The 26425-nt window shown below is 62.6% G+C and carries 31 protein-coding genes; 5 read left to right on the top strand and 26 right to left on the bottom strand.

What is annotated here, in order from left to right; genetic code table 11:
• Positions 1–64 precede the first annotated feature (64 nt).
• The 17 genes from QCE73_RS08900 to QCE73_RS08980 form a co-directional block, all read right to left on the bottom strand.
• Positions 65–2467, bottom strand: coding sequence for a glycosyl hydrolase family 28-related protein (locus QCE73_RS08900; protein ID WP_309880779.1), 2403 nt, complete (start codon positions 2465–2467; stop codon positions 65–67).
• A gap of 64 nt (positions 2468–2531) precedes the next feature.
• Positions 2532–2915 (bottom strand): hypothetical protein, encoded by a 384-nt coding sequence (locus tag QCE73_RS08905; protein ID WP_309880783.1) that lies wholly within the window; start codon positions 2913–2915, stop codon positions 2532–2534.
• A 72-nt stretch (positions 2916–2987) separates the two neighbouring features.
• Positions 2988–3926 (bottom strand): serine/threonine-protein kinase, encoded by a 939-nt coding sequence (locus QCE73_RS08910; RefSeq protein ID WP_309880784.1) that lies wholly within the window; start codon positions 3924–3926, stop codon positions 2988–2990.
• A 103-nt stretch (positions 3927–4029) separates the two neighbouring features.
• Entirely contained in the window at positions 4030–4443 is a 414-nt protein-coding gene (locus QCE73_RS08915; RefSeq protein WP_309880787.1) for a hypothetical protein, read from the bottom strand.
• Positions 4440–4880, bottom strand: a complete 441-nt coding sequence (locus tag QCE73_RS08920) for a DUF5681 domain-containing protein (protein ID WP_309880789.1) — start codon at positions 4878–4880, stop codon at positions 4440–4442. Before QCE73_RS08920 ends, QCE73_RS08915 begins: the two co-directional genes overlap by 4 nt.
• Positions 4880–5323: a Bbp16 family capsid cement protein gene (locus tag QCE73_RS08925; protein ID WP_309880790.1), complete on the bottom strand. Its 444-nt coding sequence runs from the start codon at positions 5321–5323 to the stop codon at positions 4880–4882. Before QCE73_RS08925 ends, QCE73_RS08920 begins: the two co-directional genes overlap by 1 nt.
• An 89-nt stretch (positions 5324–5412) precedes the next feature.
• Entirely contained in the window at positions 5413–6117 is a 705-nt protein-coding gene (locus tag QCE73_RS08930) for a hypothetical protein (RefSeq protein WP_309880791.1), read from the bottom strand.
• Positions 6114–6977, bottom strand: coding sequence for a hypothetical protein (locus tag QCE73_RS08935; protein WP_309880792.1), 864 nt, complete (start codon positions 6975–6977; stop codon positions 6114–6116). The genes QCE73_RS08930 and QCE73_RS08935 overlap by 4 nt, the downstream gene beginning before the upstream one ends.
• Before the next feature lie 67 nt (positions 6978–7044).
• Entirely contained in the window at positions 7045–7341 is a 297-nt protein-coding gene (locus QCE73_RS08940) for a hypothetical protein (protein ID WP_309880793.1), read from the bottom strand.
• A gap of 39 nt (positions 7342–7380) precedes the next feature.
• Positions 7381–7605: a hypothetical protein gene (locus tag QCE73_RS08945; protein WP_309880794.1), complete on the bottom strand. Its 225-nt coding sequence runs from the start codon at positions 7603–7605 to the stop codon at positions 7381–7383.
• 137 nt (positions 7606–7742) lie between these two features.
• Positions 7743–8711 (bottom strand): AAA family ATPase, encoded by a 969-nt coding sequence (locus tag QCE73_RS08950; RefSeq protein ID WP_309880796.1) that lies wholly within the window; start codon positions 8709–8711, stop codon positions 7743–7745.
• A complete protein-coding gene (locus QCE73_RS08955; protein WP_309880798.1) occupies positions 8699–9211 on the bottom strand; it encodes a histidine ammonia-lyase in 513 nt (170 codons plus the stop codon). The genes QCE73_RS08950 and QCE73_RS08955 overlap by 13 nt, the downstream gene beginning before the upstream one ends.
• Positions 9208–9978, bottom strand: coding sequence for a conserved phage C-terminal domain-containing protein (locus QCE73_RS08960; protein WP_309880800.1), 771 nt, complete (start codon positions 9976–9978; stop codon positions 9208–9210). Before QCE73_RS08960 ends, QCE73_RS08955 begins: the two co-directional genes overlap by 4 nt.
• Positions 9979–10170: 192 nt before the next feature.
• Positions 10171–10344: a hypothetical protein gene (locus tag QCE73_RS08965; protein WP_309880801.1), complete on the bottom strand. Its 174-nt coding sequence runs from the start codon at positions 10342–10344 to the stop codon at positions 10171–10173.
• Positions 10341–10643: a hypothetical protein gene (locus QCE73_RS08970; protein WP_309880802.1), complete on the bottom strand. Its 303-nt coding sequence runs from the start codon at positions 10641–10643 to the stop codon at positions 10341–10343. Before QCE73_RS08970 ends, QCE73_RS08965 begins: the two co-directional genes overlap by 4 nt.
• 88 nt (positions 10644–10731) lie before the next feature.
• Positions 10732–11196, bottom strand: a complete 465-nt coding sequence (locus QCE73_RS08975; RefSeq protein WP_309880803.1) for a hypothetical protein — start codon at positions 11194–11196, stop codon at positions 10732–10734.
• The gene (locus QCE73_RS08980) at positions 11196–12467 is read right to left on the bottom strand and encodes a tyrosine-type recombinase/integrase (RefSeq protein WP_309880804.1); all 1272 of its coding nucleotides are present in this window, start codon (positions 12465–12467) and stop codon (positions 11196–11198) included. Before QCE73_RS08980 ends, QCE73_RS08975 begins: the two co-directional genes overlap by 1 nt.
• 198 nt (positions 12468–12665) lie before the next feature.
• Here QCE73_RS08980 and mutS point away from each other — a divergent pair, with 198 nt between their 5' ends.
• Together mutS and QCE73_RS08990 are read left to right on the top strand one after the other, a co-directional pair.
• Positions 12666–15296 (top strand): DNA mismatch repair protein MutS, encoded by a 2631-nt coding sequence (mutS, locus tag QCE73_RS08985; protein ID WP_309880805.1) that lies wholly within the window; start codon positions 12666–12668, stop codon positions 15294–15296.
• The gene (locus tag QCE73_RS08990) at positions 15259–16587 is read left to right on the top strand and encodes a hypothetical protein (protein WP_309880807.1); all 1329 of its coding nucleotides are present in this window, start codon (positions 15259–15261) and stop codon (positions 16585–16587) included. The genes mutS and QCE73_RS08990 overlap by 38 nt, the downstream gene beginning before the upstream one ends.
• Before the next feature lie 47 nt (positions 16588–16634).
• Here QCE73_RS08990 and QCE73_RS08995 read toward each other — a convergent pair whose 3' ends face one another.
• Positions 16635–17183: a peptidylprolyl isomerase gene (locus QCE73_RS08995; protein WP_035503052.1), complete on the bottom strand. Its 549-nt coding sequence runs from the start codon at positions 17181–17183 to the stop codon at positions 16635–16637.
• 33 nt (positions 17184–17216) lie between these two features.
• On the opposite strand from QCE73_RS08995, the gene QCE73_RS09000 reads away from it, so the two are divergent.
• The gene (locus QCE73_RS09000; protein WP_309880808.1) at positions 17217–18455 is read left to right on the top strand and encodes a cupin domain-containing protein; all 1239 of its coding nucleotides are present in this window, start codon (positions 17217–17219) and stop codon (positions 18453–18455) included.
• Positions 18456–18723: 268 nt separating this feature from the next.
• The gene (locus QCE73_RS09005; protein ID WP_074168913.1) at positions 18724–18978 is read left to right on the top strand and encodes a hypothetical protein; all 255 of its coding nucleotides are present in this window, start codon (positions 18724–18726) and stop codon (positions 18976–18978) included.
• 106 nt (positions 18979–19084) lie between these two features.
• On the opposite strand, the gene QCE73_RS09010 is transcribed toward QCE73_RS09005, so the two are convergent.
• A complete protein-coding gene (locus QCE73_RS09010; RefSeq protein WP_309880809.1) occupies positions 19085–19858 on the bottom strand; it encodes an MBL fold metallo-hydrolase in 774 nt (257 codons plus the stop codon).
• Between the two features lie 34 nt (positions 19859–19892).
• A complete protein-coding gene (gene bamC / locus QCE73_RS09015) occupies positions 19893–21035 on the bottom strand; it encodes an outer membrane protein assembly factor BamC (protein ID WP_309880810.1) in 1143 nt (380 codons plus the stop codon).
• Here bamC and QCE73_RS09020 point away from each other — a divergent pair.
• Complete coding sequence (locus QCE73_RS09020) at positions 21034–21219, top strand: hypothetical protein (RefSeq protein WP_187608824.1); 186 nt, start codon at positions 21034–21036, stop codon at positions 21217–21219. The genes bamC and QCE73_RS09020 overlap by 2 nt on opposite strands.
• Here the strand turns inward: QCE73_RS09020 and dapA are convergent, their stop codons facing one another.
• The 6 genes from dapA to QCE73_RS09050 form a co-directional block, all read right to left on the bottom strand.
• Positions 21220–22125 carry a 4-hydroxy-tetrahydrodipicolinate synthase gene (gene dapA / locus QCE73_RS09025; protein ID WP_309880812.1) on the bottom strand — a complete coding sequence of 302 codons (906 nt, stop codon included), beginning with the start codon at positions 22123–22125 and terminating at the stop codon, positions 21220–21222.
• Between the two features lie 63 nt (positions 22126–22188).
• The gene (locus tag QCE73_RS09030; RefSeq protein ID WP_309880814.1) at positions 22189–22773 is read right to left on the bottom strand and encodes a class I SAM-dependent methyltransferase; all 585 of its coding nucleotides are present in this window, start codon (positions 22771–22773) and stop codon (positions 22189–22191) included.
• Entirely contained in the window at positions 22773–23975 is a 1203-nt protein-coding gene (locus QCE73_RS09035) for a tryptophan--tRNA ligase (protein WP_035503065.1), read from the bottom strand. Before QCE73_RS09035 ends, QCE73_RS09030 begins: the two co-directional genes overlap by 1 nt.
• A gap of 4 nt (positions 23976–23979) precedes the next feature.
• The gene (locus QCE73_RS09040; RefSeq protein WP_035503067.1) at positions 23980–24645 is read right to left on the bottom strand and encodes a site-2 protease family protein; all 666 of its coding nucleotides are present in this window, start codon (positions 24643–24645) and stop codon (positions 23980–23982) included.
• 130 nt (positions 24646–24775) lie between these two features.
• Positions 24776–25405, bottom strand: coding sequence for an L-threonylcarbamoyladenylate synthase (locus QCE73_RS09045; RefSeq protein ID WP_035503070.1), 630 nt, complete (start codon positions 25403–25405; stop codon positions 24776–24778).
• Between the two features lie 147 nt (positions 25406–25552).
• Positions 25553–26383, bottom strand: a complete 831-nt coding sequence (locus QCE73_RS09050) for a 3',5'-nucleoside bisphosphate phosphatase (protein ID WP_309880816.1) — start codon at positions 26381–26383, stop codon at positions 25553–25555.
• Positions 26384–26425 lie beyond the last annotated feature (42 nt).

Genomic DNA, 26425 nt, shown 5'->3' on the forward strand with positions numbered 1-26425 from the left:
CTCTTTCGGTGACACCTATCATCTGTCGCATACATTTCCTCGATGCGTCGATATTCTCTTCGCCTTACTGGCCGGCCTGAACCTCGTAAGAGAACGATCCTGCCAACTGCACACCGTTGCTGAACCCCGAATTCGTGAGCGCGACGCCGGTCGAGTTGACGAGAGAGGCAGTCGCGCCCGAATTCCACGTTATGTTCAGACGAACGTCGGACGGGGAATTGGACGAGTACCCGACAACGCCGACCGAGATGTGATTCGTCGTCGTGTCTGAGTTAAACGGCAAGCCGCTGATTAGCGCCTGCCCGGTTGCGCCGCTGAGCGTTGCGATATGGATGTTGAAATCGCAGAAGACGCGATTTCCGATGCGGTGCCATCGCCCATAAGCGAGATCTGGCGTGCCTGCGCTGTTCCCACCAAATGAAAGGGACGGCGTCCAGTTGCCCACGTTGTAGTCGTCAGGGCGTTTTCGATAGAACTGTGGGCCGAGCGTGTCGCCAGCGTTCGTTGTGAACCGCGCATTGAAGATCGGAATGAGATCGCGGCTATTGCCTGGCGCGTTCAGAAAGCCGATCAGCTTGCGATAGTTGCCGGGTGTGTAGTTTGTCCAGTTGCAATCGACCTCCACACGCGCGAGGCTGCACCACAGCAGATCGCACGATGCCCCGTTTGGATTGATCGTGTCGAAGTGGTAATAGCCGTTCTGGCCGTCGAAGTTCGCGACGCGCAGCACGACGTCCGAGATACCCTCGACATATAGATTCGTGTGCCGATCGACCGTGTTCGACGACAGGATCGCTGTCTGGAAATTTTCGAGCGCGGTATTGTCGGAGGAGATGGTCGAGTAATAGCTGACAACGCCGACGTTCTGGTCGAGCATCGCCTGCGTGAGATTGGTCGTCGTAGGCGGGTCGGACGGTTCGCGCCCGCTCGCCGACGCGCTGTACGTCACGCCGTCGACACCGTTGCGTAGTGCGCAGTTGTCGAGTTGCACATCCGTACAGCCGATTGCATTGATCCAGGCGCGATAGTTCGACTCGATCGTCACGTTCTCGGCGCGGCCGTACCAGACCGCGGAGCAGCGCACGCCGACGTTAAAGCCCTTAATGAACACGTTCTTTAGGCGGAAGGTGTCGGCACCGGCGAGATTCAAGCCGCGGCACGTCCATGCGCCGATCAGCGACATGTTCTCGATGACGATGCCCTGCATCTGCGTGTGCGTGCCAGCGCTCGAATCTGCGGCGGTCTGCAGATAGTCATCGCTCCGCGTGCCTGTGCTGCTCCACGGCGACGTGTCCAGCGCATAGCTCTGCTGGTTCGCGAACGTCGAGTAGATGCACGAGCCGAAGCGCTTGATCCCGCCGGTGCCAACGCCGTTCACACCGTCGCGGCTCGGATAGTCGGTCGTCGCGTTGTCGCCGAGCAGGTGCAGCCCCGGCGCGAGGCGGATCTTCGACGACACCTTGTATGTTCCAGACGGGAAATAAACGGTGCCGATGACGCTGTGCAGCTCCGTCGCGCGCGTGCTGCCCATGTACGGGAACGGCGCCGCGGCGTTGATCGCAGCCTGCACCGCAGCTGTATCGTCCGTCACGCCGTCGCCCTTCGCGCCATAGTCCTTGACGTCGATCCAGTTGTTTGCGCGGTTATAGATCTTCGAGCCGGCGGCGAGCATCGTGTCGATAATGCTCTGCAGCGGCGGAAGCGACAGAGACAGCGTCGTGCCGCCTTTCACGTACACCTTCTGAACACCAGACGGAATCGGCGCGGTGAACGTCAGCACATTACCGTTTAGCGATGCGATCTGGTCGGGGCCTTGGAACGCCCCGTCGAAGAAGACGGAAATATTCGCGGCCGTACCGTACGAGCGCGAAAGCAAAAGTGACGTCGAAATGTCGGGCGTGAAATCAACGCCCGACGTGAAAGTCTCGTTACGCAAGTCCCCCGCGCCGACAGACGCCGGGATCGGCAGCACTGTGAGATTCCCATTAGCATCAAAGCCGAGCGTCGTGCTCGCGCGGGCAACGCTGTTCGGCAACTGCAGGCCGACGGACGCATCGGATACGGAAACGCGAATACTGCGCGCGAGTTCTTCGGCAAGCTGCTGAATCTGGATCGTCGCCCGGTCGACCATCGTCTCGATGATTTCGGGGTAAAAGCCGCCTTGATTGGTGATGTTGGTCAGTTGCAGATTCGGCAGATCGCCGGTAAGCGTGAGCTTGGAGCCGGAAGGCAGCGGCGAACCGGACAGTGGATAGGTGACCGAGCCGCCCGGCGAGCCGTTTTGATCGCCATTCAGCGTTATGGAATAGTCGGCGTCGAGCGCGAGCGGGGTGTCGGCGCCGTTCGCATTCGTCAGCACGACTTGGACGTCGTCTTTGCTGAAAACTTTGAACGTGAACGGGAACGTGGTCGTCACTCCGTTACCGTCGAACGGGCCTGCTTTTCGGGTTGCGCTTGATACGGTCATCAAAAGGACTCCTATCAGAATCCTTTGAGTATGTGCGCACAAGCGTTCGGTATGTGCGACGCGCTCAGTGGAACATCTCGGCGAGCTCGCTGCACGCGCCGTCGAATTCCTTGATGGCAGCGACGAGGCAAGGGAGTGCCGCGAGCACTTCATCGAGCAGCGCCAGCGCTTCGCGGTGACTGACTGGTCTGCCGAACTGGCGCTCGGAACACATTGCGAAGCGGAAGATCAAACGCGCCGACGTCTTCTGCGCTTTCGTGTGAAACGCCATCACACTAAACAGCTTCGCTGAGTTGAGCGTGATGTTGTCAATGGCGTTCTGTAACGCCATGAGCCGAACGCGCGGCAGCGCTAGTAGGTCGGACATATCGCCTTGCTTCCCAGCGGCTTTGCAGGCGTCTTCGAGACTCGCGCAGAGTTCTAGCAGGCGGCTGATTGGCTTTTGCATAGTGTCACCTGTTTGCGGAAAGAGATCTCATCGTCCAATACGCGCCGAGCATCTGGCCGTCGGTCGGGTTCGTCACGCCGCGCGCCTTGAAGTAATCGTCGTCGCGATGAGGGGCGAGCCGTCCGTCGCATCGTCGAGCGCCCGCCGCAGCGCGTGAGCCGTCTGGAAGCGCGCATCGGGACGCCGGGACAGTGCGTGCATCAGCACGTCGTCGCAGGCGGACGACAGTGCTGGATTGCAGGCGGACGGCACGCGCGGCGTCTCGTACATGATCTGCCACATGACCTCGGCCCGCGATGCGCCCGCGAAAGGACGGCATCCTGTGAGCATCTGATAGAGCACAATCGCGGCGGAAAAGAGATCCGAGCGCCCGTCGACGGGCTCGCCGGTGAACTGCTCCGGCGACATGTAGCTCGGCGTGCCTAGCATCGCGCACGTCGCATCGTCCGCGCTGACGCTGACGCTGTCGTGCGCGAGGCCGAAGTCCGCGACCTTCAGCTGCCCCTGCGCGCTCACGAGCAGATTGGCGGGCTTGATGTCGCGATGCACGACGCCGTGCTCGTGAGCGAACCCGAGCGCGGCGAGCAGTTGCCCGAACCAGTCGAGCGCGGTGGCGAGTTCGAGCGGACGGCCAGTGTCGAGCCATTGCTTCAGTCCTTGGCCGCTCACTAGTTCCATCGCGATATAGGCGGTGTCCGCCGTCTCGCCGTAGTCATACACGCCGACGATATTCGGATGCGCGAGCCGGCCGGCTGTCTGCGCCTCGTTACGCAAACACTCCTTCAGGCTCTCCCGCTCGCAGCTTTCGAACAACTCGCGGCGAACCGTCTTCAGCGCGACGTGGCGCTCGATGTGCGGGTCGAACGCGCGATAGACGATGCCCATCGCGCCGGCGCCCAACAGCGACTCGATACGGTACTTGCCGATCTGCGTAATGGAATGCTCGCCTGGGGACGGCGAGCGCGGCGGGTCCATCGCGGCGGCTGCCACCTCACTCGGTACTGTTGGCATGATGTTCCCTATTGTTTTCGGCGGTACGCCGCCCTGTCATCGGTGTTTGTCGCCCGGCTCTCGGCACCGTCGACGGACATTGATTGAAAAGTGATACGTGCAGCTATACCAGTGCAGAGTGCGAGGTCGGTTCGAACCAGAAGCTGATCAACGGCTCGGCATCATCCTTCGCAAAATAGAGCGGCACGATGCCGCCGCTCGGAAGCTCGGGAGGCGTACCTATCGTGTCGCGGAACAACACCAACAGCCGATGACCACAAGCCTCAACCATCGCCACCAGCGCGTCATAGCGCATCACGTTCGGTTCGTCATAACGAGACGGCAGGTAGGGCCAGTGACCGTCGTGCGGTGTCGGCGCCAGCGCGCTGCAGCTACTGTTCGTCGACGCCAGAGATCGGATAAGACTGTAGGTACGCTGTGCTCGATCTTCAGCCGTAAATGATGTGGATCTGCGAGCTAGAAAGGCGTCCGTGCTGGCTTCGAGTATGCGAAGCTGGCGCAGCAATGGCGTGCTCATACATCGTCTCCGGTCTCTTTCTTAATGCCGAGCTTCGCCTGGATGCCGGCGATCGCACGCTTGACCTCGTCGTGCTCCTCTACGCGCACAGTTGCACCGATCCCCATCAGCAATCGCTGGCCGTCTTCAATCGAGAGATCGCCGCGCGCGATCGCGTCTGTGACGGCGCGAGTGGCTTCGGTGAGGTTGGCGGCGGCATAGAGTGCCGGAAGCTGCGTCGGCGGGTTGGCGGGCTTCAGCGCGGGCAGGATGCGGTCGAAATAGATTTTCAGGCACGTAGGATCGCCCTCTTTCGCGCCAGCAACCAACTGCGCATAGAAGAGCTCCACGTCCTGTTCCATCAACTCGCGCAGACGCCGGGCGGCATTGGACATTCTGCCGCCCGGGTTGCCCGAAGTGCCGGGCAGAAATTTGCCGCTTTCGACGTCGCGAGCCATCACGCCACCGAGAAGCCTTTCGTGAAGTCCGTCGTGCGCATCACCGAGTTGATGTCTTCGACGAGCCCCGCCGTGATCGTGCCCGCGGTCATCGTGCCGACGACCGTGTACTTCAGGCCAAGATACTTGCGCAGCTTCTGCTGCGGCACGCGCGCGGCGAGCGCCTGTACACCCTGCGTGAGCGACGCGACGGGGATTACGCCCGTCGTCAGGTGCGTGACGACGTTCGACGACAGAGCCGAGTCATCGGCCGACACGAGCGAGATCTGCAGCGACGTGCCGCCAGCGAAGGGCTGGTTCACTTGCGCGAGAACGCCGATTGGTTGATTCACCGCGCCGTACGGCAGTTGCGTCGTCAGCAGGTGGTCAATGACATTCTGCGAATTCGCACTGACGGTGATCGCCTGCGCGTCGCTGAAAAGGCTTTGTTGATCGAGAATCATGTCCTACCCCTTTACGGTATTGGTGTTTGTTACGCGCTGGCTATGGGCTCACGGCGTGGCGCCGCGCTGACCTATATCCACGCCGATACTCAGCGTCGGCCGCGGTTGCTGCGCGCGAGCGCCACAATCTTCAGTACGGTCTTCGGGTCGTTGCCGAGTCGAGTGCGATCGAGCATCTGCGCCAGGCGCGGGTCGCGATTGATCATTGCCTGCGCGGTTGCGAGCGCCGATTTTGCGTCCTTGCCGTACTGCCGATTCAACGCGTCGATTGCCGAGTTCACGTTAGAAGCGTCGCGCTCAGGCGTCACCGGCTCGGCAGTGAAAGCACGAGCAGCGGTAACGAGTTCGTGCGCGTCTTGCGGGCTCGCGCCGATGTCCTCGAAGATCTCGCGAAATTCATGAGCGACCGCGGCTTTCACTTCAGGATCTGCGGCAACGTTCGCCATCGCGTCTTCGAGCGGCACGCTTGCAAACGTGCCTTGCGGGCTGAACATGCGGCGCGTCGGGTCGTCGCGCAGCTCGCGGATCGCATCGGGGAGTTCGGGCTTGCCGGGTTCGGTTGCGGTCTGTTCGGCCTGCGGTGCGCTTTCCTGCGGCTTCTCGGACGCTGTCTCGGATTCGATCGCGGCAGGCTCGGCAGCGGGCTGCGGGGCTGCTTGCGGCGACGGCGCAGCATCGGGATACAGACGGTTCTCGATCGGTGCCGCTTCACCCTGCATTACGGTTTGCGCTTGCGGTGTCGTGGGCGTCGAGCCGCCGTAGAGGCGCGAGGCCATAGCTTCGAAATCGCTCATTTCGCCGCACCCCACACGACTTCGGTCGCGTCGATCGAATATTCCTGCTCGATCATCTCGCCAGTGTGCGGGTCGCGCGCCATGACGGTCTTGACCTGCGGCGGGGCGATCGGCACGAACGGTATCGCGTCTTCGGGGTCGTCGCCTTCGATCAAGCCGGCGTGCTTCTGCAGACGCTCAATCTCGCGTGCGAGCACTTCGTTCGCAGCCTGCACGGCGTCGGCGATCTTCACCTTGCTCATGGCGATGGCCGGATGCGCGCCAGAGTAGTGGCTTCCGTCCTGGATCCACGCGATGAGTTGCGACGCGTTCAGAGACGTCGGGCCGCTGATCTTGTCCCAAGTAGGAAATCCGGCCGCGGCGAGCGGTGCGAGTAGCGCCTTCGATATCCGACTGTCGAAGAGCGAGTTGATCGCGGTCGAGTTGCCGTACTGCGGCAGCTTCAGATCGTGAGGCAGTGCGGCAGCAATCAGCGAATGCGCTTCGGTATCGAGCGCGGCGAACTCGGCAACGATGCCCGGCAGGCGCGCAAGCAGTGCGTCGAGTTTCTTCGCGACTTCGACGCGCTTGCCGGCGACTTCGAGCGCGCGCTTTGCGTAGTCGAGACATGCGGCGCGCTTCTCTGCGAGCGCGTCAGCGTCGTCGAGCCGTTGCGCTTGCTCGAGCGCTGCTGCCAGCGCCTCGACTTCGGCGTTAGCGCGCGGCACGGCTGCGAGCGCATCATTCAGCGCCGTGTGCGCCTTGTCGGACGACGGGTTGCGCGAGACTTCAGCCAGTGATGCGTCGCGCGCTGCGATGGCGTTCTGCAGCGCGACGGCCGCTTCTTGCGCTTTGGCCCGCAGGATGGTTGTGCGTTTCATAGGTTTCCCCGTTGAGATGCGCCAATCTCCCACGCGGCCACCCCGTTTACAACGCCAGTGACATTTTTCAGCGCCGGGGCGTGTATCGCGCGACGCCCCCTTCCCAATGCACGTGCTCGCGCAGCTTTACCGCGAGCTTGGCGTCGATCGTGCCGAGTCGTTCGGCCCCGCGCTGAATGCGCTTGATCGCCGCGTCGCGCTTGACGTTCAAGATTGAAGCAACGGGCACGGGGCGATGCGGCTGCAGGTAAAGCATCCACAACACGAAGATCACGGGTTTCGTGAAGGGCACGTCGACGTCGCCGAACCGCAGTACTGGTGGATCGTCCATTGTGTAGTTCCCGGTATAGGTTTTGACGCCCAATCGGCGAGATTCTGGCCAGGCGGGCGTCGAACGCTGCTATCAGATCGGTGCCTGTTCAGCGCGCCCGTCAAGCGCATCGAGCAGCGCGACGGTCTCGTCGATTGCGAAGCACCAGCGCGCACACGCATACAGCAGCCGCGTGCGCGAGGACGTCGTCGCGCGCTCGTTGCCATAGACGAGCATGTCGAGCTCGCGATCCTTCAAGCAGGCGTTTTCGAGGCGCTTGCTAAATGGTGTTGGCCGGGCCTCCGATCGGTCGAGCATTTCGATATCGCTGATCAGTTTTTCGGAAAGATCTCGCATGGTTATGTCCCTCGCGCGTTGGTACCTGAAGCAGGATTGGCGGCGAAGGGAACCGGGTTTCCCCCTCCGAATCGCCCGCCGTTGTTTTCACACAACAGTCATCGACCCCATTTCTGCTGCCATCCGCCGTTGTCGAAGTCGATATAGCGCGGCGTCGAACTCGGGCCTTCGCGCAATTGCTGGCTCGGCTTGTCGAAGAACAGGTTGACCTGGCCTTCCCACGAGAAATGACGCTGCTTCGCGCAGATCAGAATCGTGTCTCCCTGCATGCGCAGCTTTTCCTGCGCGTCGAGGTTGTTGCCGGCAAGTGCTTTCACCATCTCCGCTTCCTTCCGTTTGTTGCGGTGGATCAGCAGGACGTTGTCGACGAGGTCTGAAATTTCGCCAGCACCTTTGATGTCGAACTTGTCGGGCGCGCTCATCTCGGATTCGCCTTTTCGAATGTGATGGACGAGATGAATGTGCAAACCGGTGTCGCGCGCGAGCGCGCAAAGCGCGTCGACGAAGTTCTTCTGTCCGGCGTAGTCGTCGGGCGCGATGCCACACTTCAGAAGGGAGTCGATGACCACATGCTCAATGCCAAGCTCTTTGCGGCAGTACCGCGCGACGGCGAGCATTCGGTCACTCTTGACTTGCCCCATGTGGGCGTAGATCCAGAGACGGCCATCTGTCCACTGGCCGAATCGCTCCAGGTATTCGATCGTCGGCTTTTCGCTCGCGGCGGCTTGCTTCGCCATGCGCTCCAAGGTCTTCCGCGGGGTCATTTCCATCGACGCAATGCAAGTGGGCGCGCCTTCCGCAAGGAAATTCAGAGCAACCATCCCCAGCGCTCCCGACTTTCCGTGACCGTTGATTCCCGCCCAAAGCGACACTTCGCCGGGCCTGAACTTGAGAAGGTTCCCGACCTTTGGCCAGGGCGTGCTGTTGCCGGTCTCGTCCTCTTCGCCGTGGATCAACTGGACGACCTCGTCGACAAATTCTGAAGCCGGACGCACCTTTGCGCGGCCGTCTTCGTCATCTCGAAGGTATTGTTCAAAATCGATGTCGTCGGGAATCACTTGGGCCATGCGGCCTCCTTTTTCATGCGGGTGAGGATGCGCCGCTCGGCGTCATCGAAGGGAATCGGGAGGGATCTACCGAGCTCGTGCCACAGACGGCGTTCGAGCTTAATGGCGTCGGCAATGTGCGGCACGCCGACGGCCATCGGGAACCAGTCGAAGAGCATCCGTCCAGTGTTTGGATTGAAGGTTTGCAACGAGTACCGGGCCTGCCCGCAATCTACGCGCGGCCCTTCGACGTAGCTCAGAACCATGTGGTCGGGCGCGGCCAGAGCGATCGCCCCGAGCTGGCGCACGACTGCGGAGAACGGCATTGCCCGGCTGACCATCACGTCGATCTCCAGCCCGGCGATAGGCGTCCAGTCGACGGAATCCGTCGGATTCGCGGAGAGTTGGAAATTCGAGTACGGCAGCCAGCCAACGAACGAGATCAGTGTGACGCCCGCCGGCCGTTGCTTGCGCCGCCGCATGTCGAGCAGTCGCTGGCCGTTGATCGGGAGGCGGTTCATATCGCCCCCAAGAACTGATCGTCGATTTCGCTGTTGTCGACTTGGCCGATGTACTGGGCAAACTTGGACGCGTTGAAGAGTGTCGCCGGCCGGAGATACCCGGCCATTTTCGGATCGTCGCCCCATTCATCGAACTTACAGTCGATCACTGCGAGGCAGTCTTCGACTGTCGCCCCTTCCTTGAGCCGCTTCCGGATGAGGTCGACATTCGCCGATACTGGCCTGTACTTCCGGCCGGCTTTTTCATTGAGGTGCGTCAGCACCTTGAGGGCATCGTCGGGTGAACCCGACATAGATGCCTTTTCAGTCTTTACTGCCTTTTCAGTCTTTACTAATACATCCGGAAAAGCCCGATCTGGGTTATCCCGATCTGGGTTTTCCGGATGAGGCTCTGCGTATGCCTCAAAGCCTTGCGTGGTTTCCTCGTGGGGAATTTCCGGATGAGGCTCTGCACCCTTTTCCGGGTTTCCCGGATGAGGCCTGTCGTAGATCGTCCAGACGACCGAGCCGTCGGCTTTGCGCTTTCGGCTGACGTATCCAGCCGCCGTCAGGTCATCGAGGATCTTGTAGACGGCATCACGCCCAACCGGGCGCCGGGCATCGCGAGTCTTGTTGATGAGCGCCTTCACGTTGATATTCCAATGATCCGGCTTGCTCAGCAAGAAGACGAGCATGCCGATCTCGGCCCAATTCAGCGATGGGTCGTTGAGCAGGTCGTTAGGCGTCACCGCGAATCGATCAGGGCGCGGCCCTCGTTTGATCGGCATCAGAAGAGCCCCATGTAATGCGCGAGGGACGTCAGAGCGAACGAACAGACGCAGGCCTCAACCAGCTCACGAGTTGTTGTCAAAATCAGTTGTACTAACGTAGAATCGTTGTCAAGTGCCACGGTAACCCTCTCCCAATCGTTACTGTCGTGCTAGGCGGTCGGGGCGTTAGCTCGCTCCGATACGCCGTCCCTATTCCGTACGCGCGCCCTTCTGCGCGGCTTCCCACAGCAAAAGCAACACACCGCCTAGATCGCCGAGTGCGACGGCCATAGCGGGCTTGCGCTCAGGGTTCGGATTGGCCGAGCTGCGGACCAAGACGACGTTCGGATCTTCAGTCGCTTCGATTTGGAAGTAGATGCTCATGCGGCGCTCGCTTTGGCTTTCGCCACCGACGCACGGTAGTCGGGGCCCGACAAGCCGGTCAGCTCGTGACGCGGCAGGGCTTCGAGATAGGCACGCACTTCGCGGATCAGCCATGCGTTCTTGAACGTGCCGATCTTGATGGGACGGGGAAAAGCCGAATCGTCGCGCATCCGGTCGTACACCCACTGGCGCGGGCGACCACCGAGCATGATGCGCAGCCCGGTCATGTCGACGACTTCGGGCTCGATGCTGCGATGTGAGGCGACAAGGCGGGGCGTCGCGTCGTCTTTCGTTTTCACTTGGCTGTCCGTGATTGGTTAGAACAGGTCCAAGTTTCGTTATTTGCAGCGCCTCTGTCGGCCCCCGATTACTGACAAACTGGGGTAATCATTTGTGCCCGCAGCATTTCAGAATCGACGACACGGTGAAGGTCAGCCCCAACTCTCCGAAGACTTCCTGCGCGCGTTCGAAGCGAGTCTTTTCGTCGGCGGCGTTGGATTTCGTGCGAAGCCCTTCTTTCTCGGCGATATTGCGCACGACAGCGCGCACCGCTTCCGCCATCGAGTCGGGAACCGTGTGCAGCTTGGCCTTGCGAACATCGTCGGGCGGCGTTTTCGAAAGCGCCCAGTCAAGCATCGAACCATAAGCCAGCCAGCGCCCGCGGTCTGTAGTTTCAGAAGTCGCGAGCACGTCTTTTGCCTGTCGGCATACTGTTTCGAGGCTTACGTAACCCTCGTGATATGCAAGCACGAGCAGGTCGATACACGCGCGACGCCGATCGTACTCAAGCTCGGCGAGGCGCTGCTTCTCAAGGATCTCTGCCGGCGTCGGTGCGGTCAGAAGGGTATCCATCACGCAGCCCTCGCATCGAGAGCCGTCACATTCGGCACGAGCAGCGCGTCGAGATGGTCGGCCCATCGCTGCAAATACTCGCGCGCCTCGTCATCGTACCGATGCTGGTCGTAGATTGCGCTGACTGAACCGTCGACGTGGTTCAGGATGCGATCTTGCACGACGCGCGGGCATCCAAGGCGCGCCAGGCCGGTCGCGGCGGATCGGCGAAGGTCGTGAGTCGTCCACGACACTGCGAGCGGGTCAGCGGCCGGTTGATCGTCGCGCGCCTGCCTCGCTTCGTACTGGGCCAAGCCGATGGCCTTCTGCGCGATGTGCCGGTCTTTGCGTTTCGGACTCGGGAATACGAAGTCGGGATGTAGTTCTCGGCGGTACCGCAGGATCTCGAGAGCCTGGCGGGATAGCATGACGGTGTGCGGTTCCTCGTTCTTCGTCTCCTGCATGACCCAGGTGCCGCGATCGAGATCGATGTCGCGCCAGCGCGCCGAGACGATCTCGCCCGACCGGCTTGCAGTCAGCAGCGACAACTGAAGCGCGTGCCGCACTGACAAGGAAAACGGCGAGTTTGGAAGCCACCGCAAGAACATCGCGATCTCGCTGTCGCTGAATGCTCGCTTGCGCCGAACCTGCGCGGCGCCCTTGATGCCGACCGTCGGCGAAACGTGGTCATCAGGAAGCCGCCCCTGCTCGGCCGCGTGCGCGTAGGCGCAACGGATGCGACTGAGCAACATCGTCGCGACGCGCGGCGCACGTGCCATCGTCGGGCGAATAACGAGGTCCTGCAATTCCTTGCGCGTGACGGCCGCCGCGGGGCGCGCGCCGAGCTTCGGCAGCAGCTCGCGGTTCAACAGCCGCACGCTTTCGCCGCCGCGTTTCTGCTGATCCAGTTCCTCGTCGATATAGTGCTGGACCATATCGCCCACGGTGTAGGTTGTCAGACGCGTCGCTTCGCGGGCCCGCTTTGCCTCTTCCCGCGTCTTGCGCTTTTCCATCTGCGGGTCGATGCCCTGCTCCCGCTCCTGCTTTTTGACCGACAGCGCTTTGCGCGCGCCGGCCAGCGTCATCGCCCCAAACTCGCCGAGCTTGATCTGCCGCAGCCCGCCGTCGGCCCCGCGGTATCGGTAGAAGAATGTCTTCGCACCCGAGCCGGTGCAGCGCACGCGCAGACCGGGGTAATCTGGATCGCTCAGTTCGACGCCCGGCTGCATAGCGGCGATAATCGCGGGTGTCAGTGTCGGTCGTGCGGCTTTTTCAGGTGTAGGTTTTGTCATTGCTTCGCTCCCGTATAGACGAACTATACCAAGACCTATACCGAAAAAGCAGCGCAAGCCGTACAAATAGTTACCTTAGACGTACACTAGTTGAGAGAATACGAATTGTCCGAAGCCCTTACCAGGCAAGCCATTGAAGCGAATCCAGCCCCGTCCGACAAGGGTCTGAGCGATGCGGAGATTTCCCAACATACACCGATGATGCAGCAGTATCTGCGCATCAAGGCGGAGCATCCTGGCACGCTCGTTTTCTACCGAATGGGCGATTTCTACGAGCTTTTCTTCGACGACGCCGAGAAGGCCGCGCGCCTGCTCGATCTCACGCTCACGCAGCGCGGCGCATCGGGCGGCAATCCGATCAGGATGGCGGGTGTGCCGCATCACGCATGCGAGCAATATCTCGCGAAGCTCGTGAAGCTCGGCGAGTCGGTTGCGATTTGCGAGCAGATCGGCGATCCGGCGACATCGAAGGGGCCGGTCGAGCGCAAGGTCGTGCGCGTCGTCACGCCGGGCACGCTGACCGACGCGGCCCTGCTCTCCGACAAAAGCGACGTCTATCTGCTGGCGCTCTGCCCCGCGCACAATCGTCGCGGCGTGGTCACGAGCGTCGGGCTCGCGTGGCTCAATCTCGCGAGCGGCGCTTTGCGCCTCGCGGAAGTCGCGCCGGGACAGGTGAGCGCCGCGCTCGAGCGCATTCGTCCGGCGGAAACGCTTATCGCCGATTCGATCACCGACGTCCCCTCGTCGCTCGGCGTGACGAATCCCGGTGCGACCACGCGCGTTCCGGCATGGCATTTCGATGTCGGCTCGGGCACGCAGCGCCTGCGCGAGCAACTCGATGTCGCGAGCCTCGACGGCTTCGGCGCGCAAACACTCACCTGCGCGTGCGGCGCGGCCGGCGCGCTGCTGCTCTACGCCGCCGCGACGCAAGGCCAGCAGTTGCGCCACGTGCGCAGCCTGAAGGTCGAATACGAATCGGAGTACATCGGGCTCGATCCGGCCACGCGGCGCAATCTCGAACTCACAGAGACGCTGCGCGGCACCGAATCGCCCACGCTCTTCTCGCTGCTCGACACTTGCTGCACGACGATGGGCAGCCGGCTTCTGCGCCACTGGCTGCATCATCCGCCGCGCGACGCAGCGATTGCGCAAGCGCGCCAGCAAGCGATCGGCGCATTGCTCGACGCCCCTGCCAGCGGCGGCCTCGACACCCTGCGCGGCGCATTGCGCAAGATCTCCGACATCGAGCGCATCACGGGCCGACTCGCGTTGCTGTCGGCGCGGCCGCGCGATCTGTCGAGCCTGCGCGACACCTTTGCCGCGCTGCCCGACTTGCGCACGCTCGTCGCGAACGTGGCCGCGCATACGCCGGCGCTGGAGCGCATCAGCGCCGCGCTGGAGCCGCCGCACGAGTGTCTCGATCTCCTCACGAACGCCATCGCGACCGAGCCCGCCGCGCTGATTCGCGACGGCGGCGTGATCGCGCGCGGCTACGATCCCGATCTCGACGAACTGCGCGATATTTCGGAGAATTGCGATCAGTTCCTGATCGATCTCGAAGCACGCGAGCGCACGCGCACGGGCATCGCGAATCTGCGTGTCGAATACAACAAGGTGCACGGCTTCTATATCGAAGTCACGCGCGGGCAGACCGACAAGGTTCCCGACGACTATCGCCGCCGTCAGACGCTGAAGAACGCCGAACGCTACATCACGCCTGAACTGAAGACGTTCGAGGACAAGGCGCTGTCCGCACAGGAACGCGCCCTCGCCCGCGAACGCGCGCTGTACGATGCGCTGCTGCAGAATCTGCTGCCTTTCATCGCGGATTGCCAGCGCGTCGCGAGCGCGCTCGCGGAACTCGATCTCCTGTGCGGGTTCGCCGAACGCGCCCGCGCGCTCGACTGGGTCGCGCCGGAATTCACCGCCGACGCGGGCATCGATATCGAACAGGGACGGCATCCGGTCGTCGAGGCGCAGGTCGAGCAGTTCATCGCCAACGATTGCGGTCTGAGCCAGGACCGCAAGCTGCTGCTCATCACCGGCCCGAACATGGGCGGCAAGTCCACCTTCATGCGTCAGACCGCGCTGATCGCGCTGATGGCGTACGTCGGCAGCTACGTGCCCGCGAAGCGCGCGCGTTTCGGCGCTCTCGACCGCATCTTCACGCGCATCGGCGCGGCCGACGATCTCGCGGGCGGCCGCTCGACCTTCATGGTCGAGATGACCGAAGCCGCGGCGATTCTCAACGACGCGAGCGCATCGAGCCTCGTGCTGATGGACGAGATCGGGCGCGGCACTTCGACCTTCGACGGCCTCGCGCTCGCGTGGGCCATCGCGCGGCATCTGCTCACGCACAACGGCTGCTACACGCTCTTCGCGACGCACTACTTCGAACTCACGCAATTGCCCGCGGAATTCGCGCAGGCGGCGAACGTGCACCTGTCGGCGGTCGAGCACGATCATGGCATCGTGTTCCTGCACGCGGTGAGCGAAGGCCCGGCCAATCAGAGCTACGGGCTGCAGGTCGCGCAACTCGCGGGCGTGCCGGCCGCGGTGATTCGCGCGGCGCGCAAGCATCTCGTGCATCTGGAGCAGCAGTCAGTCAGCCAGCCCGCCGCACAGTTCGATCTGTTCGCGAGCCAGCCGTATGCGCCCTATGAAGACGATCCGCCGCACGAAGATCAGGAGACCGCCGACGCGCCGGAACACCCGGTGATGGACAAGCTGCGCGCGCTCGATCCGAACGATCTGCGTCCGCGCGAAGCGCTCGATCTGCTCTACGAACTACATGAACTGGCGAATCGTCCGCCGGATGCATCGCGTTGAGCGTGACGCGCCGCGCGTCGAGCGCGCTGTCGCCGCGCGCCTGACGCGCGCCGTGACGATCGCGCTCGCGCTCGCGTGCGGCGCGATCGCTCATGCGCGTGCCGAGGGCAACGCGCCGCTTGCGTTCGCCGTGATCTCCGATGCACTGACCCGCCCCGCCGACGAAGCGCCCGTGCGCCGCATGCTCGATGCGATCGCGCGCGACGGCAGCATCGCGTTCATTGTCTACGACGGCAATTTCAAGGGCGCAACCGAGCCGTGCCGCGACAGCATCTATCAGTCGCGTCACGACCTGCTCGACGCGTCGCGCACGCCGCTCGTGATGCTGCTCGGTCAGCACGACTGGGCCGATTGCACGCTCGCGCACGGGGGCACTTACGATCCCGTCGAACGGCTCGATTTCGTGCGTCAGCTCTTCTTCGCCGATGCCAGCTCGCTCGGACAAAATCCGCTCACGCTCTCGCGCGAAAGCGACGTCGCGCGCTTTCGCACGTTCCGGGAAATCGTGCGCTGGCAGGCGCAAGGCATCGCGTTCATCGGGCTGAATGCGCCGAGCCCGAACAATCACTATCTGACGGCGGGCGGGCGCAACGGCGAGTTCGAAGACCGCGCCGTCGCGACGACCTTCTGGCTCGAACATGCGGCGGAATCGGCGCGACGCGCCGAAATGCGCGCGCTCGTGATCATGCTTCAGGCCGATCCCGACTTCTCTCGCTACGAGCGGCGCGATCGCTTCGCATGGCTGCATTTCTCGCGCTCGAACCAGCCGCGCGATGGCTTCCTCGAACTGAAGCGCAGCCTCGTGAAGGCGGCGGAAATCTTTCGCGGTCCGGTCGTCGTGATTCACGGCACCGATGCGTCCGAGCCGAACGGCTTTCATATCGATCAGCCTTTGCGCAACGACAAGGGTTTGATCGTCACGAATCTCACGCGCGTGGCGATCGCGTTCAGAAAGCCGCAATCGCAATGGCTCGAAGTGCAAAGCGATGCGCAATGGCACCCGCCATTTCGGCTGCGCGTGCGCGATGTGAAGGAATCCCATACGAAAGAATCGAGCGCGCCGCCGCCTGAAGCGCCCGCGCAGTCGAGCGAGCCTTATGCGCCTTATCCCGCACCGGCATCCACGCCGCCTGCGCTGCCGCGCAACGATCTGCCGGAGTCGCTGCCTCCGCCGCCTTCGATGCCCTCGCCCGCCTCCGAGCTGCCGCCTATCCTCACGCCGCCGCAGTCCTTGCCGCCGATCTATCCGGTGCCTGCATCGGGCGTGCAGAACGGCGCGAGCGGGCAATAAAAAAGCGCAGCCGAAGCTGCGCTTTCTTTATTCATCTGCCGACGCGTTCAATGCAGCGTCGGACCCGCGTCCTTGCGCGGTTCGTCGTCATCGTCTTCATCTTCGTCGACGACGTGCAGGCCGTCCGCGCCATGCGCGTGCTGATGCTGGATTTCGTCATCCGTGGCCGTGCGTACTTCCTGCACCGACAGCGCGAAACGCAGCGCCATGCCCGCGAGCGGATGATTGCCGTCGAGCACGACTTTGTCCTCGGCGACGTCGGTTACGGTGTAGATGAGCGAGTCGATGTCGTCATCTCCATCTTCGGGCGTGCCTTCGAACTGCATGCCGACTTCGAGCGGCTCGGGAAAACGGCTGCGCTCTTCGACCTTCACGAGTTCGGGATCGTACTCGCCGAACGCATCCTGCGGTTCGAGCTGAATGAGCGTTTCATAGCCCGCCTCGTGACCGTCGAGCGCTTCCTCGATCTTGGGGAACGTGCCATCATAGCCGCCGTGCAGATAGACCATCGGCTCGTCGCTCTCCTCGATCAGATTGCCTTGCGCATCCGATAGCTTGTAAGCGACCGAAACGACAGTGTCTTTCGCAATTTTCATTGGATCCTCCAAGATACAAGCCTCGATTATACGATGCCCAAGCGGCCCTCTGACGCAACCCCATCCCCGGTTCCCGGCCTTCTCGCGCATAGTCGCGCGCCTTTGCCGGACGAACCCACCCCCTTGTTGGGCAACCGTACGCCGCGACAGTTCATGCGGCGTTACTGGCAGAAAAAACCGCTGCTGATTCGGCAAGCCATTCCCGATATCGCGGCTCCGCTCTCGCGCGAAGCGTTGTTCGAACTCGCCGATCTCGACGACGTCGAGTCGCGTCTCATCACACATTTTCGCAATACATGGAATCTGGAGCACGGTCCGTTCGCGCCCGACGAATTGCCTTCGTCGAAGAAGCGCGAATGGACGCTGCTCGTGCAGGGCGTGAATCTGCACGACGATCGCGCGCACGCGTTGATGAACCGGTTCCGCTTCATTCCGGACGCGCGTCTCGACGACCTGATGATCTCGTATGCGACCGATGGCGGCGGTGTCGGACCGCACTTCGACTCTTATGACGTGTTTCTGCTCCAGGTTCATGGAAAGCGCCGCTGGCGCTTTGGCGCACAGCGCGATCTTTCGCTAAAACCCGGACTGCCGTTGAAAGTTTTACAGCACTTCGAGCCCGAGGAAGAATGGGTGCTGGAGCCCGGCGACATGCTCTATCTGCCGCCGCATATCGCGCACGACGGTATCGCGGAAGGCGAATGCATGACGGCGTCGATCGGCTTTCGCGCGCCCTCCGCGCACGAGCTCACGGCGCAGTTCCTCTATCATCTCGCCGAGCGCATGGGCGACGCATCCGATGGTCCCAAGGGCAACGCCCGCTATCGCGATCCGGCGCAGGAGCCCGTGTCGAGTCCGGCGGCGCTGCCGTCGCTGCTCATCGACCGTGTTGGCGCGATCCTTGCGAACGTCAACTGGAATGAAAAGGACATTGCGGCGTTTCTGGGCACGTATTTGAGCGAGCCGAAAGCGAACGTCGTATTCGACCCGCCCGAGCGCGTGTTGAATGAGCAAAAGTTTGTAGAGCGAGCGAAAAAAACGGGCGTCAGGCTGGATAGAAAGACTATTTTGCTCTATGACGCGCGGTCATTTTTCGTAAATGGTGAAGCCGAAGTGTTGTTGTCAAAGATGAAAAAGTGGCTCCCTGAATTGGCGGATACTCGCTGTCTGCAGGCGAAACGCTTTGTAACACTTACAGACGAATCGTCAATGACAGCGCTGCTGCACGAATGGTATTGTGCGGGCTGGCTTCGGATTGGGGCTTTGCCTTGACAGGCTTGACTTTACGAGACTTCTTGACACGCTGCGGATGTTAGAATTTTGCTGTTCCGCAATATGAAAGTTTGTATGAGAAAGACAACGTATCGTCCCCCGATTTATCGACGGTCGTTACGAAAGTGCCTATAATTTCCGGCCAAGCCGTAGGAAGTCTCACACAAAAAAGAATTGTGAGTCTCCACAGCGGCCCAGGTCGGTGTTGGAGCACACATTACCGGTACTTTGCGCTGTTGCTTACCTTTAACCATAAAAGGACGTGATCATGAAGAAATCCCTCCTCGTAGCATCCCTGTTGGCTGCTGTTGCTCTGGCTGCATGCAACAAGTCTAGCGAAACGGCTGCTCCGAGCGCTGCAAGCGATACGTCGGCTGCTTCGGCACCGGCTGCTGCTGCTTCGGACGCAAACGCTGCTGCATCGAGCGCTTCGGCCGCTGCAAGCGATGCAGCTTCGGCTGCTGGCGCAGCTTCGGACGCTGCCGCTTCGGCTGCTGCTCCGGCATCGGGCGCAAGCCAGTAAGGCTTTTAGCCTATCGGCGCTGCGTTGCAGGCCGCTCGATGCGGTCCTGCAAACGAAAAAACCGGCTCTTGAGCCGGTTTTTTTGTATCCGCATTCTGCGCTCGTTCTAGAGCGTGAGCCAGTCGAACCCTTCGGCCTGAGTCGCCACGACGACATCGATCGCGGACGCCCCCAGCACAGCCGCAAGTGCGGCCTGCGCGAGATGCGGCAGATTGTTTTGCTGGCTGAGATGAGCGGCCACGAGATGACGCAGCCTGGAGCGGTCGAGCGACGCGAGAATGGCCGCCGCCGCTTCGTTGTTCAGATGCCCGTGCGTCCCGCCGATGCGCGCCTTGAGCGATGGCGGATAACGGCTCGCGGCGAGCATCTCAACGTCATGATTGGATTCGAGCACGAGCGCATCACAGCCGCTCAGCACGCTCGTGATATGCGGCGTGGACACGCCGACATCCGTCAGCACGCCGAGGCGGCAAGCGCCGTCCGAGAAGACGTATTGCAGCGGCTCGCGGGCGTCGTGAGGCACGGTGTACGGCATCACGCTGAGATCGCCGATGGCGACGCTCTCATCGCCCCACAGCACGTTCAATTCGACGTTGGCTTCATCGGCGCCGATCGCGCGCGCCGTGCCCCAACTCATGTGCAACGGAATGGACCATCGGCGCGCGAGCGTCAATGCGCTGCCGATATGGTCCGTATGCTCGTGCGTGATGACGATGGCGTCCAGATCCTCGGCGCGGCAGTTCAGTCGCGCGAGACGGCGCTCGACTTCCTTCCCGGAGAATCCGCAATCGAGCAGCACGCGCGTCGTGGTCGTGCCGCTCGATGCCTCGACGAGCAACGCATTGCCCTCGCTGCCGCTGCCGAGACTGGCGAATCTCACAATGAACTCATCATCGGCTGACTAACGTGTTCGTCTAGTTCAACTGAGCATGCAACAACGACACGATACGTTGCGCATCCGACGAGTTATCCGGCTGGCCATTCGCATCGACGACGCCGACCTGCGTCACCGAGTCTGCCTTCGGCCGCACGTTCACGAGGAACTGGCGCGTGGGCTTCGGCGTATTGCTCGAGAAGAGCTTGCCGAAGAGACCTTCCTTCTTCAGCTCCGCCATGGAGTCCGAAAAATGGACGTAATAGATGCCCTTGTCGCGATCGCGATTGTCGACCGTGAAGTTGGTGCGATCGAGCGCGAGGCCCACGCGCAGCCATGCACGATCGAACGGCTCGGCGAGATCGAGCGTGGAACCGCCCGCGACCTGATCCACCGCCACCTTCGCACCCGACGGACGCGCCTCGGCCATCAGCTTTTGCGATTGCGCTTCGGTCAGACCGAATTTCTGCATCAGCTTCGTGAGCACCGCGGCTTCGAGCTGCGGATTGCGCGGACGCGCTTCCCAGCGCGACGAAGTTTTATCCTGCCCCGTCAGCACTTCTTCCATCGCGCTGTGCGTGACGGAGATGTCGGTCGAGCCGTCCGACGCGCGGTCCACCTGCGTGCGGAACATGTCGCGCGTCCCCGACGAGTAAGCGAAGTCGAGCAGCTTGCCCACGCTGTTTCTGAACCAGTCGTTCGGAATGTTCGCGCGATTCTCGGCCCAGTCGGTCGCCATGATGCCGGTCTGCGGCGCATCGGTCTTGAGCGTGAAGCCGTTCTCTTCCCAGAACTCCTTCAGCGGCCCCCAGATCTGATCGGGCGAGCGGCCATCGACGACGAGCCAGCGGCGATCGCCGTCGCTTTCGATGTGCATGCCGAACGGATCCTGCGCGTTCGGCACGCCGAGCGTCGCGTTGCCGGCCGGCGTGACCGAGCGCTCCGCGGCGCCGCCGAGCGCGTTGATCTTCGGCGGCGCGGCATAGCGCTGGCTGATGTCGGCCGTGGTCAGATCGGACGGAACCGCGAGCGACGGCGCGGTTTCGGCAGCCTTGTAGTTGACGCGATCCGGCGCGAGCCAGTCGTTGAGCGTATCGCAACCCGCAAGCGAGATGAGCGCGCCGGTGCCGAGCGACACCACGCTCACGCGTTTGGCATGAGTAAGAAGAGCGGAAAGTTTCATGAGGTCCTTCTTTGCTGCTGATGACGCATTGCCTCGCGCCGAATCCGCTCTAGCCGAGCGGTTCAGCGAGGCCAATGTCGAAGCCAGTGAGCGGCGGTTGATGGCTGAAGGTGTGGTTCATTTCGATCACGTGCGGCGGCGCGGCCTTTCGATTCTTTGTGACTTGGCGCGCCGCCACGTGTGATCAGGCGAGAAGCCCGGAGTCGCGCAACGCGTCACGCACCACGTCGTGATAACGCGCGTCGAGCGGCGTGAGCGGCAGACGGATGCCGCCTTCCATGCGGCCGAGCGCCTGCAGCGCCCACTTGGCCGGAATCGGATTCGATTCGCAGAAGAGTTGCTTGTGCAGCGACAGCAGCTTCAGATGAATGCGGCGCGCGGTGATCGCATCGCCTTCGATCGCGGCGCTGCAGAGCTGGCTCATTTCCTTCGGCGCGACGTTGGCCGTCACCGAGATATTGCCGTGACCGCCCAGCAGCATCAGCGCGATGGCCGTGGGATCGTCGCCGCTGAAGATCGCGAAGTTCGCCGGCGCGTGCTTGATCAGATGCGCCGCGCGATCGATATTGCCCGTTGCTTCCTTCACGCCGATGATGCCCGGCACGTCGGCGAGACGCAGGATCGTCTCGTTGCTCATGTCGGCGACGGTGCGGCCCGGCACGTTGTAAAGCAGCACCGGCAGATCGACCGCTTCCGCGATGGTGCGGAAATGACGGTACATGCCTTCCTGCGTCGGCTTGTTGTAATACGGGACGACTTGCAGCGTGGCGTCGGCGCCGACTTTCTTCGCCTGCTTCGAGAGTTCGATGGCTTCGGCGGTCGAATTGCCGCCCGCGCCCGCGATGATCGGGAAGCGCTTGGCCGTGTGTTCGACGGCCGTCTGGATCATCAGGATGTGCTCTTCGACCGACAACGTGGCCGATTCGCCGCTGGTGCCGACCACGACGAGACCGTTCGAGCCTTGCTCGACATGCCAGTCGATCAGTTTTCGAAACGCCGGCAGATCAAGACTACCGTCCTCGTGCATCGGTGTGACGATGGCAGGGATGCTGCCGCGGATCTGGATGCCGCCGTGTGTTCCGTTTGTCATGAAACTCTATGAATTTAATCGTGAATTTAATCGCGAAAAGCGATATTACGCGATTGTAGCGGATTAGCCGGTCAGCGCGTAACGCGGCGGACCCGGGGGTATGTTACCAATGGTGAGCGCGTTTTCGGCTGACTGCGGTTCGCGAACGGCGCAAATCCGCTGCACATAGGCAGCACGCGGGTCGTCGACGAATCCGTCCTCGTAAGCGATCACGCGCAGCCGCCCTCGCACCGCTTCGAGCAGTTCGCCGGGTTCGAGCAGAAACGCGGGATTCGACGGCTTGCCGATGCTGCCATTGGCCGCCGCGAACGTCTCGTAGACCAGCACGCCGCCGGGCGCGAGCGCATCGATCAAGTGCCCGAAGAGCGGCCGATGCAGATAGTTCGTGACGACGATTGCATCGAACGTTCGGTCGTCCGGCAGCGGCCAGGGCGCATTTTCGATATCGGCGCTCAACGTGTCGATGCCGGTTATCGCGGACATCGATGCCAGCGCGTCTGCGTCGCGGTCGATCGCCAGAACCGGAAAACCGCGCGCCGCGAACCAGCGCGCGTGGCGCCCGCTACCCGCGGCGACGTCGAGCACCGCGCCGCCGGGCGCGACGAGATGCGCCCAGCGCGCGACCCACGGACTCGGCGCCCCTTCCATCAGTTGTAGGACAGGCCCATGGCCTCGCGCACGTCGCGCATCGTTTCCGTGGCGAACTTGCGCGCCTTGTCGCAGCCGTCCGCGACGATCGCGCGCAACAGCGACGGGTCGTCCATGTACTTCTGGGCGCGCTCGAGCATCGGCTGCTGCTCGCGCAGAATGCCTTCGATCACCGGCTGCTTGCATTCCAGGCAACCGATGCCCGCGCTGCGGCAGCCCTTCTGCACCCATTCGTGCGTCTTTTCATCCGTATAGACCTGATGCAGTTGCCAGACCGGGCATTTGTCGGGATCGCCCGGATCGTTGCGCCGCACGCGCGCCGGGTCGGTCGGCATCCTGCGGACTTTCTGCTCGATGGTCGCCGCATCCTCGCGCAAGCCGATCGTATTGCCGTAGGACTTCGACATCTTCTGCCCGTCCAGCCCCGGCATGCGCGACGCTTCGGTCAAGAGCACCTGCGGCTCGACGAGGATGATCTTGCGCGAACCTTCCAGATAGCCGAACAGCCGCTCGCGGTCGCTCATCGACAGGCTCTGCGATTCCTGCAGCATCGCGCGGGCTTGTTCGAGCGCTTCGTCGTCGCCTTCCTGCTGATACGCGACGCGCAACTCGTGATAGAGCTTCGCGCGCTTGCCGCCGAGCTTCTTCGCGGCTTCCATCGCCTTTTCCTCGAAGCCCGGCTCACGTCCGTACAGGTAGTTGAAGCGGCGCGCGATCTCGCGCGTCATCTCGACGTGCGGCACCTGATCCTCGCCGACCGGCACGAGCGACGCGCGATACAGCAGAATGTCCGCCGCCATCAGCACCGGATAGCCGAGAAAGCCGTAAGTGGACAGATCCTTCTCGCGCAGCTTCTCGATCTGTTCCTTGTAGGTCGGCACGCGTTCGAGCCAGCCGAGCGGCGTGCCCATGCCGAGCAGCAGCGACAACTCGGCGTGCTCGGGCACGCGGCTCTGGATGAAGAGCGTCGCCTGCGCCGGATCGATGCCGGACGCCAGCCAGTCGATGAGCACCTCCCACACGTTTTTCTCGATGACCTCGGGCGTCTCGTAGTGCGTCGTGAGCGCGTGCCAGTCGACCACCGCGAAGAAGCACGGATATTCGGACTGCAGCCGCACCCAGTTTTTCAGCACGCCGTGATAGTGGCCGAGGTGCAGCGACCCGGTGGGCCGCATGCCGGAGAAGATACGGTCAGGGAACATGATGTTATGGGAATAGTGAAGCGAGGGGATTCAGGATAGCCGACACCGCCGTATAGCCGACGTTCACGAGCGGCCCGAGCCAGTAGCGCGTCAGCACGCCGGTCACGACGAGCGCCATCACGATGAAGAAGCCGTACGGCTCGAGCTTCGAAAACGCGATCGACGCGCGCACCGGCAGGAGCGCCATGACGACGCGGCCGCCGTCGAGCGGCGGCAGCGGGAAGAGATTCAGCACGCCGAGCACGAGATTCACGCCGACGCCCGCGGCGGCCATGCGCGTAAAGAACACTTCGTCGACGTGAAAGGCCGCGAGCAGCACCGCGATCACGCCCCAGACGATCGCCTGGACGAAGTTGCTGCCTGGGCCCGCGGCGGCGACCCACAGGCTGCCCCAGCGCGGATTGCGCAGATTGCCGAACGCCACCGGCACGGGCTTCGCGTAGCCGAACATGAAGGCGCCGCTCGTCACGAAGTACAGGACGATCGGAATCACGATCGTGCCGATAGGATCGATATGGCGCATGGGGTTCATGGAAACGCGGCCCAGAACGTAAGCCGTGTTGTCGCCGAGCAGTCGCGCGGCATAACCGTGCGCGGCCTCGTGCAGCGTGATCGCGAAGATCACGGGGAGCGCGTAGACCGCGATGGTTTGTATCAGGGAAGAGTCCATGGGGCGGTATTGTAGCAAGCAGGCAGGTCGGATCAGACGCGCACGAGGGCGCCGGGCGCGCACTATTTCGCCCATGATGTGCGATAACGCTCGATCGGGTCGTGTGCCCGTGTACGCTACTGCGCGGCGCTTACGCCGTGAGCCCGAACGGTTCGAGACTGCCTCTCCCCGCGCGCACGAGCACTGGCTCCCCCGATGAAAGATCGATTACCGTCGACGGCTCCGCCGGGCACGCGCCCGAATCGATCACGAGCTCGACCTGCTTCTCAAGCCGCTCGCGAATCTCTTCGGGATCGTTGAGCGGCTCGGTGTCGGGCGGCAGAATCAGCGTCGATGCGAGCAGCGGCTCGCCGAGCGCCTCCAGCAGCGCGAGCGTGATCGCATGATCCGGCACGCGCAGCCCGATCGTCTTGCGCGACGGGTGCGAGAGCCGGCGCGGCACTTCCTTGGTCGCCTGCAGCACGAATACGTAAGGCCCCGGCGTCACCGACTTGATCAGCCGGTACTGCTGGTTGTCGACCATCGCGAAGTTGGAGAGCTCGGAAAGATCGCGCACGAGCAGAGACAGCAGTTGCTTGTCGTCGATGCCGCGAATGCGCCGCAATCGCTCGACGGCGTCCTTGTCATCGAGATGGCAGCCGAGCGCGTAGCTCGAATCCGTCGGCAACGCGACGACACCGCCGTCCCGGATGATCTGCACGGCCTGATTGATGAGCCGCGGCTGCGGATTGTCCGGATGAATGCGAAAAAATTGAGACATGGCGACGCCTTATTGTTTCGATCGTAATCGCGAAGGCCCGGCGCGTGCGAATCGCGCGCAGACGCCTCACGCGATGTGCGTGCGGAAAATCCCGGTAATGCAAAGACCGTGCGCGCATCGAAAGAGCGACGCGCGCCGAAAAGAACGCTAAAGCCAGCGCGCCCAGACGGGCGTGAGATCGTCGGGAAGCGGCGGAAGCCGGCCGAGATCGACCCGCCCTTCGCCCGCGCCGTGGAAGTCCGAGCCGCGCGATGCCTCGAAGCCGTAGCGGCGCGCGACATCGGCGTATTCGCGGTATTGATCGGGCGTGTGACTGCCCGTCACGACCTCGATCGCACGGCCGCCGAGCTGGATGAATTCGTCGAAGAGCGCGGCGAATTCGACCGGCGTGTAATCGTAGCGTCCCGGATGCGCGATGATCGGCTCACCGCCCGCATCCTTGATCCACTTGACCGCATCGGCGAGCTTCGCCCAGCAATGCCCGACGAAACCCGGCTTGCCGTCGCCGAGATAGCGCGCGAACACGTCCGAAGTGGACTTCGCGTAACCCGCCTCCACCAGATATCGCGCGAAGTGCGTGCGCGAAATCATGTCGGGGTCGTCGGTGAAGCGCAGCGCGCCCTTGTAGCAATCCGGAATGCCGATCGCCGCGAGCGCCTCGCCAATCGCCTCGCCGCGCGCCGCGCGCCCGTTGCGCGTGCACTCGAGGCCCTTGAGGAGCGCCGCGTTGTCCGGATCGACGTTCATGCCGACGATATGCACCGTGCGCGACGCCCACGTCACCGAAATCTCGACGCCGGGCAGATAGTCCATCCCGAGCGCCTCGGCGGCCTTGCGCGCTTCGTGTTGCCCGCCGAGCTGATCGTGATCCGTGAGCGACCACAGCGTCACGCCGTTCGCATGCGCGCGCTCCGCGACTTCGGCGGGCGCGAACTGGCCGTCGGACACGGTGGAATGGCAATGCAGATCGGCGTTCATTTTCGGCTCTGAGGTTTCACTTACATTCTAACTGTAACGGCA

Origin of the sequence: Caballeronia sp. LZ029 (genome assembly GCF_031451275.1) — a bacterium.
In the GTDB taxonomy this organism is placed as follows: Bacteria; Pseudomonadota; Gammaproteobacteria; order Burkholderiales; family Burkholderiaceae; genus Caballeronia; species Caballeronia jiangsuensis.

What these genes read in the sequence shown, in the direction of transcription:
- QCE73_RS08920 (WP_309880789.1), bottom strand. Translation starts at nt 4,880, where the DNA reads ATGGCTCGCGACGTCGAAAGCGGCAAATTTCTGCCCGGCACTTCGGGC.
- QCE73_RS08965 (WP_309880801.1), bottom strand. Translation starts at nt 10,344, where the DNA reads ATGAGCATCTACTTCCAAATCGAAGCGACTGAAGATCCGAACGTCGTC.
- QCE73_RS08935 (WP_309880792.1), bottom strand. Translation starts at nt 6,977, where the DNA reads ATGAAACGCACAACCATCCTGCGGGCCAAAGCGCAAGAAGCGGCCGTC.
- QCE73_RS08980 (WP_309880804.1), bottom strand. Translation starts at nt 12,467, where the DNA reads ATGACAAAACCTACACCTGAAAAAGCCGCACGACCGACACTGACACCC.
- QCE73_RS09005 (WP_074168913.1), top strand. Translation starts at nt 18,724, where the DNA reads ATGAAGAAATCCCTCCTCGTAGCATCCCTGTTGGCTGCTGTTGCTCTG.
- QCE73_RS08995 (WP_035503052.1), bottom strand. Translation starts at nt 17,183, where the DNA reads ATGAAAATTGCGAAAGACACTGTCGTTTCGGTCGCTTACAAGCTATCG.
- QCE73_RS08975 (WP_309880803.1), bottom strand. Translation starts at nt 11,196, where the DNA reads ATGGATACCCTTCTGACCGCACCGACGCCGGCAGAGATCCTTGAGAAG.
- QCE73_RS09035 (WP_035503065.1), bottom strand. Translation starts at nt 23,975, where the DNA reads ATGTTCCCTGACCGTATCTTCTCCGGCATGCGGCCCACCGGGTCGCTG.
- QCE73_RS08915 (WP_309880787.1), bottom strand. Translation starts at nt 4,443, where the DNA reads ATGAGCACGCCATTGCTGCGCCAGCTTCGCATACTCGAAGCCAGCACG.
- QCE73_RS09030 (WP_309880814.1), bottom strand. Translation starts at nt 22,773, where the DNA reads ATGGAAGGGGCGCCGAGTCCGTGGGTCGCGCGCTGGGCGCATCTCGTC.
- QCE73_RS08960 (WP_309880800.1), bottom strand. Translation starts at nt 9,978, where the DNA reads ATGCCGATCAAACGAGGGCCGCGCCCTGATCGATTCGCGGTGACGCCT.
- QCE73_RS09045 (WP_035503070.1), bottom strand. Translation starts at nt 25,405, where the DNA reads ATGTCTCAATTTTTTCGCATTCATCCGGACAATCCGCAGCCGCGGCTC.
- QCE73_RS08900 (WP_309880779.1), bottom strand. Translation starts at nt 2,467, where the DNA reads ATGACCGTATCAAGCGCAACCCGAAAAGCAGGCCCGTTCGACGGTAAC.
- QCE73_RS08930 (WP_309880791.1), bottom strand. Translation starts at nt 6,117, where the DNA reads ATGAGCGATTTCGAAGCTATGGCCTCGCGCCTCTACGGCGGCTCGACG.
- bamC (WP_309880810.1), bottom strand. Translation starts at nt 21,035, where the DNA reads ATGAAACTTTCCGCTCTTCTTACTCATGCCAAACGCGTGAGCGTGGTG.
- QCE73_RS09040 (WP_035503067.1), bottom strand. Translation starts at nt 24,645, where the DNA reads ATGGACTCTTCCCTGATACAAACCATCGCGGTCTACGCGCTCCCCGTG.
- QCE73_RS08910 (WP_309880784.1), bottom strand. Translation starts at nt 3,926, where the DNA reads ATGCCAACAGTACCGAGTGAGGTGGCAGCCGCCGCGATGGACCCGCCG.
- mutS (WP_309880805.1), top strand. Translation starts at nt 12,666, where the DNA reads ATGATGCAGCAGTATCTGCGCATCAAGGCGGAGCATCCTGGCACGCTC.
- QCE73_RS08925 (WP_309880790.1), bottom strand. Translation starts at nt 5,323, where the DNA reads ATGATTCTCGATCAACAAAGCCTTTTCAGCGACGCGCAGGCGATCACC.
- QCE73_RS08990 (WP_309880807.1), top strand. Translation starts at nt 15,259, where the DNA reads ATGAACTGGCGAATCGTCCGCCGGATGCATCGCGTTGAGCGTGACGCG.
- QCE73_RS09020 (WP_187608824.1), top strand. Translation starts at nt 21,034, where the DNA reads ATGAGGTCCTTCTTTGCTGCTGATGACGCATTGCCTCGCGCCGAATCC.
- QCE73_RS08905 (WP_309880783.1), bottom strand. Translation starts at nt 2,915, where the DNA reads ATGCAAAAGCCAATCAGCCGCCTGCTAGAACTCTGCGCGAGTCTCGAA.
- QCE73_RS08945 (WP_309880794.1), bottom strand. Translation starts at nt 7,605, where the DNA reads ATGCTCGACCGATCGGAGGCCCGGCCAACACCATTTAGCAAGCGCCTC.
- QCE73_RS09050 (WP_309880816.1), bottom strand. Translation starts at nt 26,383, where the DNA reads ATGAACGCCGATCTGCATTGCCATTCCACCGTGTCCGACGGCCAGTTC.
- QCE73_RS09000 (WP_309880808.1), top strand. Translation starts at nt 17,217, where the DNA reads ATGCCCAAGCGGCCCTCTGACGCAACCCCATCCCCGGTTCCCGGCCTT.
- QCE73_RS08955 (WP_309880798.1), bottom strand. Translation starts at nt 9,211, where the DNA reads ATGAACCGCCTCCCGATCAACGGCCAGCGACTGCTCGACATGCGGCGG.
- QCE73_RS08950 (WP_309880796.1), bottom strand. Translation starts at nt 8,711, where the DNA reads ATGGCCCAAGTGATTCCCGACGACATCGATTTTGAACAATACCTTCGA.
- dapA (WP_309880812.1), bottom strand. Translation starts at nt 22,125, where the DNA reads ATGACAAACGGAACACACGGCGGCATCCAGATCCGCGGCAGCATCCCT.